At 70.6% G+C, this 14,999-nt stretch carries 12 protein-coding genes and 1 other RNA gene; 11 read left to right on the top strand and 2 right to left on the bottom strand.

What is annotated here, in order from left to right:
* The 6 genes from LW587_RS16925 to LW587_RS16950 form a co-directional block, all read left to right on the top strand.
* The coding region (locus tag LW587_RS16925; RefSeq protein WP_232630769.1) for a LysM peptidoglycan-binding domain-containing protein at nt 1-414 on the top strand (414 nt) is incomplete at its 5' end.
* A 119-nt stretch (nt 415-533) separates the two neighbouring features.
* Nucleotides 534-2,459 carry an ABCB family ABC transporter ATP-binding protein/permease gene (locus tag LW587_RS16930; RefSeq protein ID WP_232630770.1) on the top strand — a complete coding sequence of 642 codons (1,926 nt, stop codon included), beginning with the start codon at nt 534-536 and terminating at the stop codon, nt 2,457-2,459.
* Nucleotides 2,460-2,617: 158 nt separating this feature from the next.
* Nucleotides 2,618-3,610: a sensor domain-containing diguanylate cyclase gene (locus LW587_RS24060; RefSeq protein WP_269780341.1), complete on the top strand. Its 993-nt coding sequence runs from the start codon at nt 2,618-2,620 to the stop codon at nt 3,608-3,610.
* Between the two features lie 9 nt (nt 3,611-3,619).
* On the top strand, nt 3,620-4,375 hold the full coding sequence (locus LW587_RS16940) for a phosphatidylserine decarboxylase (protein ID WP_269780342.1): 756 nt from the start codon (nt 3,620-3,622) through the stop codon (nt 4,373-4,375).
* Between the two features lie 65 nt (nt 4,376-4,440).
* A complete protein-coding gene (gene pssA / locus LW587_RS16945) occupies nt 4,441-5,265 on the top strand; it encodes a CDP-diacylglycerol--serine O-phosphatidyltransferase (protein WP_232630772.1) in 825 nt (274 codons plus the stop codon).
* Nucleotides 5,266-5,351: 86 nt separating this feature from the next.
* A complete protein-coding gene (locus tag LW587_RS16950; RefSeq protein ID WP_232630773.1) occupies nt 5,352-5,771 on the top strand; it encodes an FKBP-type peptidyl-prolyl cis-trans isomerase in 420 nt (139 codons plus the stop codon).
* Between the two features lie 706 nt (nt 5,772-6,477).
* On the opposite strand, the gene LW587_RS16955 is transcribed toward LW587_RS16950, so the two are convergent.
* Together LW587_RS16955 and LW587_RS16960 are read right to left on the bottom strand one after the other, a co-directional pair.
* A complete protein-coding gene (locus LW587_RS16955; RefSeq protein ID WP_232630774.1) occupies nt 6,478-7,491 on the bottom strand; it encodes an adenosine kinase in 1,014 nt (337 codons plus the stop codon).
* 307 nt (nt 7,492-7,798) lie between these two features.
* Entirely contained in the window at nt 7,799-8,119 is a 321-nt protein-coding gene (locus LW587_RS16960) for a hypothetical protein (protein ID WP_232630775.1), read from the bottom strand.
* A gap of 119 nt (nt 8,120-8,238) precedes the next feature.
* Here LW587_RS16960 and ligA point away from each other — a divergent pair, with 119 nt between their 5' ends.
* From ligA to LW587_RS16985, 5 genes are all read left to right on the top strand, one after another.
* Complete coding sequence (gene ligA / locus LW587_RS16965; protein ID WP_232630776.1) at nt 8,239-10,680, top strand: NAD-dependent DNA ligase LigA; 2,442 nt, start codon at nt 8,239-8,241, stop codon at nt 10,678-10,680.
* A gap of 34 nt (nt 10,681-10,714) precedes the next feature.
* Nucleotides 10,715-11,126, top strand: an RNA gene (gene rnpB, locus LW587_RS16970) — RNase P RNA component class A.
* A gap of 420 nt (nt 11,127-11,546) precedes the next feature.
* Nucleotides 11,547-12,584: a 16S rRNA (cytosine(1402)-N(4))-methyltransferase RsmH gene (gene rsmH / locus LW587_RS16975; protein WP_232630777.1), complete on the top strand. Its 1,038-nt coding sequence runs from the start codon at nt 11,547-11,549 to the stop codon at nt 12,582-12,584.
* Complete coding sequence (gene ftsL, locus LW587_RS16980) at nt 12,581-13,012, top strand: cell division protein FtsL (RefSeq protein ID WP_232630778.1); 432 nt, start codon at nt 12,581-12,583, stop codon at nt 13,010-13,012. Before rsmH ends, ftsL begins: the two co-directional genes overlap by 4 nt.
* A gap of 7 nt (nt 13,013-13,019) precedes the next feature.
* Nucleotides 13,020-14,879 (top strand): peptidoglycan D,D-transpeptidase FtsI family protein, encoded by a 1,860-nt coding sequence (locus LW587_RS16985; protein WP_442919160.1) that lies wholly within the window; start codon nt 13,020-13,022, stop codon nt 14,877-14,879.
* The last annotated feature ends 120 nt before the right edge of the window (nt 14,880-14,999 follow it).

Raw genomic sequence — 14,999 nt, forward strand, 5'->3', positions numbered from 1 at the left:
GCGTCGATGGCGGCCTCCGCCGGGGCCGGCGCCCCAACGCCGGACCGGGACGGTCGCGCCGCCTCAGCCCTGTCGCCGGTCCTGCCCGGTGCGGCCGCGCCTGCCCCCGCGCCTGCGGTGCGGGATCAGGTCGCCCGCCGCATCGTCGAGCCGGACCAGAGTTCGGTGACCGGGGCGACGGAAGACCGGCCCGGGACGGTGTTCGTGCCGGAGGTCGGCACCGCGCGGATCACCCGCGGCGACAGTCTGTGGCAGATCAGCCGCCGCACCTATGGCAAGGGCAACCGCTACACGGTGATCTACGACGCCAACCAGGAGCAGATCCGCAATCCGGACCTGATCTATCCCGGCCAGATCTTCGTGCTACCCAAGGATTCGCCCGCTGCGAGCGGCGCGCCGCCCAAGAGGTCTTAAGCTCTCCGGCGGCTCCGGCCGCCGCGACACCGGCCCGGGATGCGCCGGACCGGCGGCGGGCCTATATGCGGGCGATCCGCGGCCCCGTCCGCGATCCTGAACCCTCCATCGAATCCGACATGGCCAACACACCCGCGCCGGCAGGGCAGGGGGCGCCCGCGCCGCTCGAACGCCCCGGCCTCCTGACGACCTATCGCCGCCTCTGGCCCTATCTCTGGCCGCACGGACGGGTCGATCTCCAGCGGCGCGTCTTCCTCGCCTTCGGCCTGCTGATGGTAGCCAAGGCCGCCACCATGGTGATGCCCTTCACCTTCAAATGGGCGACCGACGCGCTGGTGGCGGCCACCGCCGCCGGCAAGGGCGCGGCGGAGAGCCTCGCCTCGCCCGCCGGGCTCCTGTCCGCCCCGTTCCTGCTGATCGCCCTCTACGGCCTGTCGCGGATCGCCATGGCCGGGCTGACGCAGGTGCGCGACGGTCTATTCGCCAAGGTGGCGATGCACGCCGTGCGCCGCCTCGCGCTCCAGACCTTCGAGCACATGCATCGCCTCTCGCTGCGCTTCCACCTGGAGCGCAAGACCGGCGGCCTCACCCGCGTGCTGGAGCGGGGACGCGGGGGCATCGAGGAATTGTCGCGCCTGATGGTGCTGACGCTGGTGCCGACGATCGTCGAGCTCGCGCTCGTCATGGGCATCCTCGCCTACGAGTTCGACTGGCTCTACTCGGTCGTCGTCGCCACGATGATCGCGGCCTATCTCGGCTTCACCTGGAAGGCCACCGAGTGGCGCATCGGCATCCGCCGCCGGATGAACAACTCCGACACCGAGGCGAACACCAAGGCGGTCGACTCGCTCTTGAACTACGAGACGGTGAAGTATTTCGGCGCGGAATCCCGCGAGGCCCGTCGCTACGACGGCTCGATGGAGAAATACGAAAAGGCCTCGACGCAGACCTACGTCTCGCTCGCCGTGCTGAATGCCGGCCAGGCGGTGATCTTCACCGTCGGCATGACGGCCGTGATGGCCTTGGCGGCCCGGGATATCCTGTCCGGCCACACCACCATCGGCGGGTTCGTGCTCGTCAACACGATGCTGGTGCAGCTTTCGATCCCGCTCAACTTCATGGGCATGATCTACCGGGAGATCAAACAGGCGCTCATCGACATCGACGACATGTTCCGCATCCTCGATCAGAACCCCGAGATCGCCGATCGTCCGGGCGCGCCGCCGCTGCGGGTCGAGGCCGGCACGGTGCAGTTCGAGGATGTGCGCTTCGCCTACGACCCGGCCCGGCCGATCCTGCGGGGCGTCTCCTTCGAGGTGCAGGCGGGACGGACGGTCGCCATCGTCGGTCCCTCGGGCGCGGGCAAGTCGACCCTGTCGCGGCTGCTGTTCCGCTTCTACGAGCCGCAGGGCGGATCCATCACCATCGACGGGCAGGACATTGCGGGGGTGCGCCAGGAGTCGCTGCGCGCGGCGATCGGCATGGTCCCGCAGGACACGGTGCTGTTCAACGACACGATCGGCTACAACATCCGCTACGGCCGCTGGGACGCGAGCGAGGCCGAATGGCGCGAGGCCGCCCGCCTCGCCCAGATCGACCGCTTCATCGAAAGCCTGCCGGAGGGCTACGACACGCCGGTGGGCGAGCGCGGCCTCAAGCTCTCGGGCGGCGAGAAGCAGCGCGTGGCCATCGCCCGCACGATCCTGAAGGGACCGCCGATCCTCGTGCTCGACGAGGCGACCTCGGCGCTGGACAGTTTCACGGAGCAGGAGATCCAGACGGCCCTCGACCGGGTCAGCCAGGGCCGCACCACCCTGGTCATCGCCCACCGCCTCTCGACCGTGGTGAACGCCGACGAGATCCTCGTGCTCGACCGCGGCATCATCGTCGAGCGGGGCGATCATGCCGGGCTGCTCGCCCGCGGCGGCGTCTACGCGGCGCTCTGGGACCGACAGCGCCAGGCCGACGAGGCGCGGGAGGCCCTGAAGCGCGCCGAGGACGAGCGCGCCCTCTCGGCCCGGCCGGAGCCCGAGCCGGCGATCTGACGCCGCGGGCAGCTTTCACGATCGGGAAAGCTGTCTGCCTCAGAATAGGGCATCGGCCCTTGGGGTGGGCGCTGGGCCCCCGGTGACAAGGTCCGAGATCCGGTCGCCCAGGCGGTGTCCGAGGTGCGAGGCTTGCGCGCAGGAGAAGGACTCGCCCCATGCCGGACCCTTCGCCGAGCCTTGCGGACCGAGGCGCCACCGCGGGCGAAGATCTGCGGATGCAGCTGCGCGTCCAGGCGAAGGTGATCGAGGCCCAGCGAGCGGAACTGACGCGCCGGGCGACCGAGTTCGAGCCCGCGCTCCGTGCGGCCGGAATCGGCCTGTGGGCCTGCACGCTGCCCGACGAGCGGCTCGAATGGAGTGACGGCGTCTACGATCTGTTCGGGCTCGCTCCGGGTTCGCCGACCGATCGGTCGCGCTCGCTCGCCCTCTACACGGCGGATTCGCGGCGGGCCCTCACGACGATGCGGAACCGCGCGCTGGGAGAGGGCAGTGGTTTCAGCCTCGATGCCGAGATCGTTCCGCCTGGTCGTCCGAGCCGCTGGATCCGCATCACCGCCACCGTCGAGCGCCGCGACGGCGTGCCCGTGCGGCTGTTCGGCCTGAAGCAGGACGTAAGCGAGGAACACCACCGGCTGGAGCGGATGCGGCGGCAGTCCGAGACCGACGCCCTGACGGGACTGGCCAACCGCGCCTGCTTCGAGGCCCGGCTCCGGCAGCCTGTGGGCACCCTCTTCCTGATCGACCTCGACGGGTTCAAGGCGATCAACGACACGTTCGGACACCCGGTCGGCGACCTCTGCCTGCGCGAGGCGGCCCGGCGGATCGCGCAGGCCTGCGGTGGGGCCGATCGCAAGGCGGGCCTGGTGGCGCGCATCGGTGGCGACGAGTTCGCCGTGGTCCTGGATTCCGCCCTCGGGACGGGCGCCGCCGCCTCCTGCGCGGCGCGGATCGTCGAGGCAATGAGCCGCCCGTTCGGGCACGGTGGCCGGTGCTATCGCCTCGGCGCCTCGGTCGGGGTGGCCCGGTCGGGAGCGGAGGCGTCGGACCCGTTCACCCGGGCCGACGCGGCCCTCTATGCCGCCAAGGCGGCGGGACGCGGCACCTTCCGCCTGTCCGGAGCGATGGCCCGACGGTTGACGGACGCTTGAGCCCCTGCCATCCGGCACGGGAACGCCCGCGGGCGCCAAGCCTCCAAGAGCCCCATGACCGACCTCATCGAGACGATCCGCCGGACGCTCGTGCCGATCCACAAGGAGGGCTACCCCTTCATCCTGATCGGCATCGTGCTGACGGTCGGCGCCGGATATTTCTCGCAGTTCTTCGGCTGGGTGTTCCTGATCCTGACCCTGTGGGTCTGCTACTTCTTCCGCGATCCCGAGCGGATCGTGCCGGTCGGCGACGGGCTCGTGGTCTCGCCCGCCGATGGACGGGTGAACCTGATCGCCACCGTCCTGCCCCCGCCCGAGCTCGACCTGTCGCACGAGCCGATGCTGCGGGTCTCGGTGTTCATGAACGTGTTCGACTGTCACGTGAACCGCGTGCCGGTGACGGGCAAGATCGGCCAGATCCATTACACGCCGGGTCTGTTCCTCAATGCCGAACTCGACAAGGCGAGCGACGACAACGAGCGCAACGGTCTGGTGATGGAGACGACCCATCGCGGCCAGCCGGTCCGCATCGGTGTCGTCCAGATCGCCGGCCTGGTGGCCCGGCGCATCGTCGGGTTCGTCTCGGCCGGCGAGACCAAGCAGGTCGGCGAGCGGTTCGGGCTGATCCGCTTCGGCTCGCGGGTCGATGTCTATCTGCCGGTCGGCACGCGGCTCCTGGTCGGGCTCGGCCAGAAGGCGGTGGCCGGCGAGACCGTGCTGGCCGATCTCGGCGGGGGCCCGGAGCGCGACTTCCGCCGGATCTGAGCCGAGGGACGCCAAGCCGCGACCGCGACGCGACCGAGACCGGGGCGACACCAGCACGAGGCGACATGGACGATCTCTTCCCCCCCTTCGCGCCCGATCCGAACGACCGGCCCCGTCGTTTCCGGCCGGTGCCGTTCCGGATCATCGCGCCGAACATGATCACCCTGCTGGCCTTGTGCCTCGGGCTGACCGCGATCCGGCTCGCCTTCGAGGACCGCTTCGAGCCCGCCGTGATCTTCGTGGTCGTCGCCGCCGCGCTCGATGGGGTCGACGGGCGGGTGGCGCGCCTTCTCAAGGGCACCTCGCGGTTCGGCGCCGAGCTCGACTCCCTGGCCGATTTCGTGAATTTCGGCTGCGCCCCGGCGCTGATCCTCTACAGCTTCACCCTGCACAACCTGAAGTCCGTCGGCTGGATCGTGGCTCTGGTCTTCGCCATCGCCATGTGCCTGCGGCTCGCCCGCTTCAACGCCATGCTGGACGACCCGAACCGCCCGGAATGGAAGAAGGACTATTTCGTCGGCATGCCGGCCCCGGCCGGCGCCCTGACCGGGATGCTGCCGCTCTACCTGCACTTCCTCGGCCTGCCCTTCGACTCGTGGGGGACGCCGGTCATCCTCGTCTACGTGCTGATGATCGCGCTTCTCGTGATCTCCACGGTGCCGACCTTCTCCGGCAAGACCTGGGGCAAGGGCGTGCCCCGCGACCTCGTGGTCCCGATCTTCCTCGTCGTCGTGGTCGGCTTCGGCCTCGTCATCAGCTTCCCCTTCGAGGCGCTGGCGGCGATCAGCGTCGGCTACCTCGTCGCGATCCCCTTCGGCGCCATGCAATACCGCAAGCGGCTCAAGCGGGAAGACGCACGGTCCGACGAGGCCCCCGCGGCCCTCGATTGAGGCGGGCTGGCCGGTATTCGCGTTCTGCGCCTCGACGTGCTAACCGGCCCGCCCGTCGTCCCGGACGACGTGATGAGAAGAGATCTATGCGTCCGATCCTTCCCTTAGCCGGAGCTCTTGTCCTCGCCATGACCGCAGCCGCTTCTGCCCAGCCCGTTACGCTGCCTTCGGGCCTCAGCTACACCGACGAGGTCGTCGGCACCGGCCCCGAGCCGAAATCCGGCCAGCAGGTCACCGTCCATTACACCGGCTGGCTCGATGCGGGCGGCGGCAAGCAGGGCAAGAAGTTCGATTCCTCCCGCGACCGCGGCCAGCCCTTTACCTTCACCATCGGCGCCGGCCAGGTGATCCGCGGCTGGGACGAGGGTGTCGCCACCATGAAGACCGGCGGCCGCCGCATTCTGACGATCCCGCCGGAACTCGGCTACGGCGCCCGGGGCGCCGGTGGCGTGATTCCGCCGAACGCCACGCTGATCTTCGACGTCGAACTGATCGGCGCCCGCTGAGCGGACCGACGCGGGACGCATCTTCCCGAGGGGCAGAGTCTAGCTCTTCGGCGGTGCGCCCCGGACGCTGAGCGAACCGTCCCGGATCCGAGGTCCGGGACGGTTCTTTTTGGGCTGCCCGGACGTGTGCGCGGGTCTCGAGCGCAGATCGGGCGAGGACGGCGGCGATCCGGAGCGCTTCGCACCGGACCAGCTCCGCGCGAGGGCTGCCGCTCCGCGTCGTCGCGGCACAGATCCGACGATCCGACGAAGTCGCGTTGCTCCGTGAGCGAGATCAGCGCGCCGCGTGATGTCGCGCATCCCGGAGACGAGGAGGCTGGTGATCCGCTCAGCCCCGGCGCGTCCCGCCATCGCCTCCCTTCGCTCCAGGCCGATTCGGCCGCCGCGTCCCGGGCGCGCGAGACCTGAAACTGGCCGATCGCGACGATCAAGGCCGCGCAGGCGAAGTCCATCGTCGTCCCGGGGCCGGGACAGTGCGCGGGCTCATGGGCTCTTCGGCACGGGCGGCCCGCCCGAACCAGTCACGACACGCTGAGGCACGTCTTGGCCGCCCCCATATGCCCGGCGGCCGGCAGCCGATGGTCGACGCCGCGGAAACGTTCGCGGGGGTGCGGCCGGAGATCGTAGGGCGATCGTCACGGCAGCGAGCTCCTGCCCCCAGAGCCCGCCACGCGGTGCCCGGGGCGAAGGGCCCGTCACGCCGGGGTCAAAGCAGCGTGTGCTCGCGGGCCAGCGCGAGCAGATCGCGCTGGGGACGCGCCCCGACATGCTCGATGACCTCCGCGGCGGCGATCGTCCCGAGGCGGGCGCTCGTCGTGTAGTCGAGGCCGCGGGCATAGCCGGCCAGGAAGCCCGCCGCGAACAGGTCACCCGCGCCGGTCGTGTCCACCACCGCGCGCACCGGCGAGGCCGGGACGCTGCGCACCTCGCCGCCGCGCACCACGAGCGCGCCCTCTTCGGAGCGGGTGACGAGGCCGAGCAGGTGTTTGCCGGCCGCGTCGCGCTCGTCCCGCAGCGCCTTGATCGCCGCCTCCGGGTCGTCGGTCCGGTAGAGGCTCTGCAATTCGCCGATATTGGCGAAGAGGATGTCGATGCTGCCCTCGCGGATCAGGCCGAGGAACTCGTCGCGGTAGCGGTCGACGCAGAAGGCGTCCGAGAGGGTCAGCGCGATGGCGTTGCCGGCCGCGTGGGCGATCTTCACGGCCTTGCGGAACGCGTCCTTGGCGGCCGGCGGATCCCACAGATAGCCTTCGAGATAGGTGACGCGGGCGGCCCGCACCGTGGCCTCGTCCACGTCGTCGGGCGAGAGGCCCTGGCAGGCGCCGAGATAGGTGCTCATGGTGCGCTCGCCGTCGGGCGTCACCAGAATGAAGCAGCGGGCCGTGGCCGGCCCTTCCGTCGCCGGGGCCACGTCGAAGCGCACGCCCGTCGCCTTCAGGTCGTAGCTGAACAGGCGGCCGAGCTCGTCGTCGCGCACCTTGCCGACGAAGCCGGTTTTCGCGCCGAGCAGGGCCGCGCCGACGGCGGTGTTGGCACCCGAGCCGCCGGAGACGACCGTGGCCGGCCCCATCACCGCGAACAGGGCCTCGGCCCGCGGCTCGTCGATGAGCTGCATCGCGCCCTTGGCCACGCCCTGCTCGGCGAGGAAGCCGTCCTCGGCGTGGGCGATCAGGTCGACGATGGCGTTGCCGAGGACGAGGAGATCGAGGGGGTCGGGCATCGGGCCGTCCGGGTTCGGGTCAGCGACGGGGGGCTGTCGCACCGGCGTTCCGGAGCGTCAAGCAGCGTCGCGTCTCCGGCTCGTCGCTCGAAGGGGCGAAGCGATCCCCGACCGACAGGCACACGCGCGGCGGATCCAGAGTCACAGCGTCCGCCGCAGCGACCCGGATCTCGATTCGATCCTCGACGCCGCGACCAGGGTGGATGAGGGGCCAGGTCTTCGCCTCGGGGATGCGATGATGGCTCATGCAGGGCCGCGGCCGAACGCGCAGGCCTTCGCGGCACCGGACCCGAGCAAGGGTGAAACCCTACGGCTGCATCGCCTTCACCTCGCATTGCGCGTAGTCGCCGCTCGCCTTCACATAGGCGTTCAGCCGCTGCAGGTAGGCCTCCGCGAGCGGCCGGAAGGCCTGAGCCTGCGCGTTATAGGCCTTGATCGCGTCGTTGTAGCTGTAGGCCTCCCAGCCGGGGCAGCCGCCCTTGGCTTCGAGGCAGGCCGGTTTGTCGGGAAGCGCGGGCTTGACCGGCCGGGCCTCCGCCGGGGGCGGCACGGGCGCCGTGCAGGGGGCCGCCAGGGCCGGTCCGGCGAGGCCGGCCAGCCAGAACGCGGCGCTTGCGGTGCGTGTCATCGTTCCTCCGCCGGATCCGGCCGTCCCGTGTGTTCTGGCCGCCCCGCCATGGCGGGAGTGAGGCGGAAACGGTGGCCCGGGTTATCGCCATGGGCGCGAATCCCGCTAGAACGCGCCCCATGCCGCGTATCGAAGCCTCCGCCGTCGAAACCCTCACCGAGGACGCCGCCCGGGCGCGCCACGCCGCGCTCTCGGACGCGATCGCGGAGGCCGACCGCCTCTATCACGGCGAGGACGCCCCCGAGATCACGGACGCGGAATACGACGCCCTGCGCCGCGAATTGGAGGCGATCGAGGCGCGTTTCCCGGCGCTTGCCGGCACCGGCACGGCCAGCGCCGCGGTCGGCGCGAAACCCTCGAGCCGCTTCGAGAAGGTCCGCCACGCGGTGCCGATGCTCTCCCTCGGCAACGCCTTCGCCGATGAGGAGGTGGAGGAGTTCGTCGCCCGCGTGCGCCGCTTTCTCAACCTCGGCGCCGACGAGGCGCTCGCCTTCACCGCCGAGCCGAAGATCGACGGGCTGTCTCTGTCCCTGCGCTACGAGGCGGGGAGGCTCGTCACCGCCGCGACCCGGGGGGACGGCGAGGTCGGCGAGAAGGTCACCGCCAACGCCCTCACGGTGAAGGACATTCCCGAAACCCTGTCGGGCAGCGGCGGGCCGGCGGTGCTGGAGGTGCGCGGCGAGGTCTACCTGTCGCACGCCGATTTTGCCGCCATCAACGCCCGCCAGGAGGCCGAGGGTCTGCCGACCTTCGCCAATCCCCGCAACGCGGCGGCCGGGTCCCTGCGCCAGAAGGATGCGGCGATCACCGCCGCGCGGCCGCTGCGGTTCTTCGCCTATGCCTGGGGCGAGGTGTCGGAGCCCTTCGCCGACACCCAATCGGCGGTGCTGGAACGCTTTTCGGCCTGGGGCCTGCCGGTCAATCCGCGCACAAAGCGCTGCCGGGACGCGGCGGAGATGATCGCCCATTACCGGTCGATCGAGGCCGAGCGGGCCGATCTCGGCTACGACATCGACGGCGTCGTCTACAAGGTCGACGACCTCGCGCTCCAGCGCCGCCTCGGCTTCGTGAGCCGGGCCCCGCGCTGGGCACTGGCCCACAAATTCGCGGCGCAGGAGGCGATCACTGAGCTCCTCGCCATCGACATCAATGTCGGCCGCACCGGCTCGCTCAACCCGCTGGCCCGCCTCAAGCCCGTGACGGTCGGCGGCGTCGTCGTCTCGAACGCCACGCTCCACAACGAGGGTTACGTGCAGGGCGTCGGCGGCGACGGCGAGCCGATCCGGGACGGCCGCGACATCCGCGTCGGCGACACGGTGATCGTGGTGCGGGCGGGCGACGTGATCCCCAAGGTCTTAGACGTGGTGCTGGAGAAGCGCCCCGCCGACGCCGTCCCGTTCGTCTTTCCCGATACCTGCCCGGCCTGCGGAAGCAAGGCGGTGCGCGAGCTCAACCCGCGTACGAAGAAACTCGACGCGGTGCGGCGCTGCACCGGCGGGCTGATCTGCCCGGCGCAGGGGCTCGAACGGCTGAAGCACTTCGTCTCGCGCAACGGCTTCGACCTCGAAGGGTTCGGCCAGACCTATGTCGAGGTGCTGTTCGAGGCGGGCCTCGTGCGTCAGCCCGCCGACCTGTTCCGGCTAGACTTCGCGCCCCTGAAGGCGGCCATCGTCGCCCGGCGGGAAGCGCTCTCGGCCCAGCGCCGCACGGACGCGGAGGCGACGCCGAAGAAGGCGGCCAAGAAGAAGGGCGAGGACGAGGACAAGGCGATCCACAACCTGCTCGCCTCCCTCGATGCTCGAAGGAAGATCGCCCTCAACCGCTTCCTGTTCGCCCTCGGCATCCCCCATATCGGGGAGACGACCGCCAAGGCGCTGGCCAAGCGCTTTTCCGACATGCAGGCCGTGATCACGGCCCTCGACGCGGCGGCGCAGGCGCAGGCCGGGCGCGATTGGCTGGAGCTCTCCGGCCTGCCGCGCATCGGACCTGGCACCCGCGACAAGCTGTTCGAGACCCTCGACCCCACACCCGGCGAGCAGATCGAGGGGTTGAGCCTCGGCGCCCGGCTGCGGGGGCGCCTCACCCCCTCGCAGCGGGAGGCGGTGCTCGCCCATTACGGCAGCGAGGCGGAGGCGGAGGCCGCGCTCGAGCGGGCGGCGGGCCAGCGGCCCGGCGACGCCTACCGGGTCTTCGCCGATGACGGCGAGATCGGCCCCGTGGCGACGGATTCGCTGATCCAGTTCCTCTCCGAGGCGCATAACCGGGACGCGGTGCTCGCGCTCCTCGACGCGGTCGAGACGACGCCGCTCGAGGCCGCGGCCAATGCGGCGGCCTTTGCGGGCAAGACCGTCGTCTTCACCGGCACCCTCGAGAAGATGACAAGGAGCGAGGCCAAGGCCACCGCCGAGCGCCTCGGCGCCAAGGTCTCGGGCTCGGTCTCGGCCAAGACCGATCTCGTGGTCGCCGGTCCCGGGGCGGGGTCGAAGCTCAAGGATGCCGAGAAGCACGGGGTGACGGTCGTCTCGGAGGACGATTGGCTGGCGATGCTCCGAGACGCTTGACCCCGGCTCGCGCCCGTCGCAATCCGGCGCCGGATCAGTCGGCCGGGCAGCCGCTCCGCGTCAGGCGGGGAGGAAAGTCCGGGCTCCATGGAGAGACGGTGCCGGATAACATCCGGCGGGGGCGACCCCAGGGACAGTGCCACAGAGAGCAGACCGCCCCACAAGGACACCGTCCTTGCCGGGGTCAGGGTGAAAGGGTGCGGTAAGAGCGCACCGCGGACGCGGTAACGCGGACGGCACGGCAAACCCCACCGGGAGCAAAACCGAATAGGGGCGACACGCCTTCCCCGGAAGGGGAGGGCAGGCCCGCTCTCCAGGCTCGTCGCCCGGGTTGGTTGCTCGAGGCGGTCGGCGACGACCGTCCCAGAGGAATGGCTGCCACGTCCGGACGACCCTCACGGGTCGTTCGGGCCCTACAGAACCCGGCTTACAGGCCGGCTGATCCACCCCATTCCGGTTGCGCCCCAACGCGAGCACGCGGGGCTGCCCCGCCTGTCGCGCGCCGCGACGCTCTGCGCCGGTGCGGCGCGAGGCGGTTTTCTCGTCACCATTGACGCTCGATTAACCTTGCTGGGCTCTGATCCGGGTCTGCCTGCATGGTCAAGCTCGTTGACGCGTTTCGAGGGCCCATGTTACCCCGCGCCATCCCGTTGACGCCCGATACCGGATCGGCCGAAGCTCGTTCAGGTTGCCTGACGAGGGTTCGTGCGCGTGTCCCGGGCCGACGGATTGGCGACGCCACCATCGTCCGGGCCGCTTCGGCGTGGTCCGTCCACGCAGCAGGCCATCATGCATCGTTCCGCGCCGGAGATCGTCCGCGCCCGTCCCGGATTCCGGGTCTCCCGCCGTTTTCCGGAGGCGCGTCGATGACCCGCTCGCCGCGCAGGGCCGCCCCTGATCAGGGCCGCCACGTTCCGGTGCTTCTGCCCGAGGTTCTGGCCGCCCTCGGCCTGGACCGCGACGGGCTCGCGGTCGACGGCACCTTCGGCGCCGGTGGCTACACCCGCGGGCTCCTCCAGGCAGGGCCGGGTGTGCAGGTGATCGCGATCGACCGCGATCCGACGGCAATCGCCGCGGGCCAGGATCTCGTGCGGACGGCCGAGGGCCGTCTGCGCCTCGTCCAGGGCTGCTTCGGTGCGCTCGATACCCTCCTGGCGGAGGCGGGCGAGGCCGGCGCCGACTGGATCGTCCTCGATATCGGCGTGTCCTCGATGCAGCTCGACCAAGCGCAGCGCGGCTTCTCGTTCCGCCAGGACGGTCCCCTCGACATGCGCATGGGCGGCGACGGACCCTCGGCCGCCGACCTCGTCAACGGATCCGAGGAGGCGGTGCTCGCCGACATCCTCTACCATTTCGGCGAGGAGCGCCGCTCGCGGGCGGTGGCCCGGGCCATCGTCGAGGCGCGCCGCCGCGCCCCGATCGAGACGACCGCGCAGCTCGCCGAACTCGTGGCCGGCGTGGTGCGGGCCGAGCCCGGCAGCCCGATCCATCCCGCGACCCGCAGCTTCCAGGGTCTGCGCATCGCCGTGAACGACGAACTGGGCGAGCTGGTGCGCGGCCTGCACGCCGCCGAGCGGGCGCTCCGGCCCGGCGGACGGCTCGCTGTGGTGACGTTCCATTCCCTTGAGGACCGTATCGTGAAGCAGTTCTTCGCCGCGCGCAGCGGACGCGCGGCGCAGTCCTCCCGCCATCTTCCGGGGACCGAGGCGCCCCCGCCGCGGAGCTTCCGGCTCGTTACCAAGGGCCCGGTTCTGCCCTCCGAGGGCGAGACCGACATCAATCCCCGCGCGCGTTCGGCCAAGCTGCGCGCCGCCGAGCGGACCGAGGCGCCGCCACCGCCGACGCTCTCGGCCATCGAGGCGCTGGCCAGCCTGCCCGCGGATACCAGGAGGGCACGGCGGTGATCCGGCTGCTCAACGTGCTCGCCATCGCCGGCCTGATCGGCTCGGCGATCTACGCCTACTCGATCAAGTACGACACGCTCTATCAGGCCGGGCAGGTGTCCAAGCTCAAGAGCGGGCTGCACAAGGAGCGCCAGGCCATCGCCGTGTTGCGGGCCGAGTGGCAGCTCCTGACCCGGCCCGATCGCCTGCAGGCAGCGGTGGCGCGCCACCTCGCCCTGGAGGCCGTCGGCGACGAGCACCTCGCCCGGCTCTCCGACCTGCCGGCCCGGCCCGAGCGCGGCGACGAGATCGGCCGCCTGCTCGCCTCGACGGCGACGCCGACCGCCACGCCGAAGGACAAGCCGCTCGCCGCCCGCGACGAGCCGCGCACCACCGGCTCCGTCAGCACCCGCACCGTCTCCACCCGTCCCCCGGCGGCTTCGAGGTAGCGTTCCCGTGTCCCACGATCCGTCACAAGAGCCGTCCACCGCGCAGGAAAGCCCCGACGGGGCGCCCCTGGAAGCGGCCGTGCCGCCGGCAGAGGCCGGGCCGGGCCGCGTGGTCAAGAGCGAGCCACCGCCGACCGCGATCGTCCGTCTCTACCGGACGATGTTCCGCCTCGCCATCGAGCGCTCGCACGCCCGGGTCGCCCTGGTCGGGCTCGCCTTCGCGGCCGTGTTCTCGGCCATCGCCATGCGGCTGATCGTGATGGCGGCCACGCCCGGCACCAACAGCGATGACCATCGCGCGGCGGCCGCCGCCACGACGGCGATCCGCCCCGACATCGTCGACCGCAATGGCGAGATCCTAGCCACCGACATCCGCACCGTCTCGGCTTTCGCCGAGCCGACCCGGATGGCCCGCACCTTCGACCGGGACGAGGCGGTGGAGCTTCTCACCGCCGTCCTGCCCGAGCTGAATGCGGCGGAGCTGCGCGCCAAGCTGGCCTCGAAGAAGGGCTTCGTCTGGATCAAGCGCGAGATCACGCCAAAGCAGCAGCTCGAGATCCACCGCCTGGGTATTCCCGGCGTCGGCTTCCTGCCGGATCACAAGCGCGTCTACCCGAACGGCACGGCCGCCGCCCACATCCTCGGCGTGACCAACCTCGACAATGTCGGCATCGCCGGCATCGAGAAGTACATCGACACGCAGGGCAACCGGGCGCTCAACGAGTTCGGCCTGGTCGCCAAGCAGACCGATCTCAAACCGGTCCAGCTCTCCATCGATCTGAGGGCGCAGTTCGCCGTGCGCGACGAACTCGTCCGGGGCGTGGAACACTTCAAGGCCAAGGCCGGCGCCTCCATGATCATGGATGTGAACACCGGCGAGATCGTCGCGCTCGCCTCCTATCCGGATTTCGACCCGAACGATCCGAAGGACGCGCTCTCGGACGACCGCATCAACCGGATGAATGTCGGCGTCTACGAGATGGGCTCGACCTTCAAGGCGATGACGCTCGCCATGGCGCTCGATTCCGGCAAGTACAACGTCAACTCGACCTTCGACACCCGCGGCGGCGTGCTCCACTGGGGCCGCCAGAAGATCCACGAATATCACGGCACCAACCGGGTCATCACCATGCCGGAGGTGTTCACCCACTCCTCCAATATCGGCTCGGCCAAGATGGCCCTCGGCGTCGGCGTGCCCGGCCACAAGGCCTTCCTGAAGAAGATGGGCCTGACCGACCGCCTGCGCACCGAGCTGCCCGAGAGCGCGAGCCCGATCGTCCCGTCCCGCTGGACCGAGATCAACACGATCACCATCGCCTTCGGCCACGGCCTCGCGGTGGCGCCGCTTCAGGCCGCGGCGGCGGTGGCGGCCATCGTCAACGGCGGCGAGCTGATGACGCCGACCTTCCTCAAGACCACCGAGGAGGAGGCCCACGCCAAGTCGGTCCGGGTCATCAAGCCGGAGACCAGCGAGGCGATGCGCTTCATCATGCGCCTGAACGCCGTCGAAGGCTCGGCCAAGAAGGCGGCGGTCCCCTACTACTATGTCGGCGGCAAGACCGGCACCGCCGAGAAGGTGATCAACGGCCGCTACGTCAAGAACCGTCTCTTCACGACGTTCACGGCCGCCGCGCCGATGGACAAGCCGAAATACCTCTTCGTCACCATCATGGACGAGCCGCAGGGCCTGCCGGAATCCGGCGGCTATGCCACCGCCGCCTGGAATTCCGGCGTGGTGACGGGCCGGATCATCGAGCGCGTCTCCCCGATCGTCGGCCTGCCGCCGAAATTCGAGGCCCCGGCCAAGCCGTTCCCGCTCATGGTCAAGCTCGGCGCCTACCACGCGACCCAGACCGGCGGCCCGTGACGGGACGCCTTGCCTCGGCCCCCCATTTCCGGACACTCGGTTCGGATCCGTCGCCGCATCCAGCGGGCGCGGCCGAGCCGAGACCTGTGGGCGGCGCCTTCTTTCGAGACGCGGCGCCCT

The sequence above is a fragment of the Methylobacterium sp. Leaf118 genome (genome assembly GCF_920984675.1).
Lineage (GTDB): Bacteria > Pseudomonadota > Alphaproteobacteria > Rhizobiales > Beijerinckiaceae > Methylobacterium.

Bases quoted from the DNA above. Each gene is read 5' to 3' on its own strand.
- LW587_RS16955 (WP_232630774.1), bottom strand. From the start codon at position 7,491: ATGCCCGACCCCCTCGATCTCCTCGTCCTCGGCAACGCCATCGTCGAC.
- ligA (WP_232630776.1), top strand. From the start codon at position 8,239: ATGCCGCGTATCGAAGCCTCCGCCGTCGAAACCCTCACCGAGGACGCC.
- LW587_RS16930 (WP_232630770.1), top strand. From the start codon at position 534: ATGGCCAACACACCCGCGCCGGCAGGGCAGGGGGCGCCCGCGCCGCTC.
- LW587_RS24060 (WP_269780341.1), top strand. From the start codon at position 2,618: ATGCCGGACCCTTCGCCGAGCCTTGCGGACCGAGGCGCCACCGCGGGC.
- pssA (WP_232630772.1), top strand. From the start codon at position 4,441: ATGGACGATCTCTTCCCCCCCTTCGCGCCCGATCCGAACGACCGGCCC.
- LW587_RS16950 (WP_232630773.1), top strand. From the start codon at position 5,352: ATGCGTCCGATCCTTCCCTTAGCCGGAGCTCTTGTCCTCGCCATGACC.
- rsmH (WP_232630777.1), top strand. From the start codon at position 11,547: ATGACCCGCTCGCCGCGCAGGGCCGCCCCTGATCAGGGCCGCCACGTT.
- LW587_RS16960 (WP_232630775.1), bottom strand. From the start codon at position 8,119: ATGACACGCACCGCAAGCGCCGCGTTCTGGCTGGCCGGCCTCGCCGGA.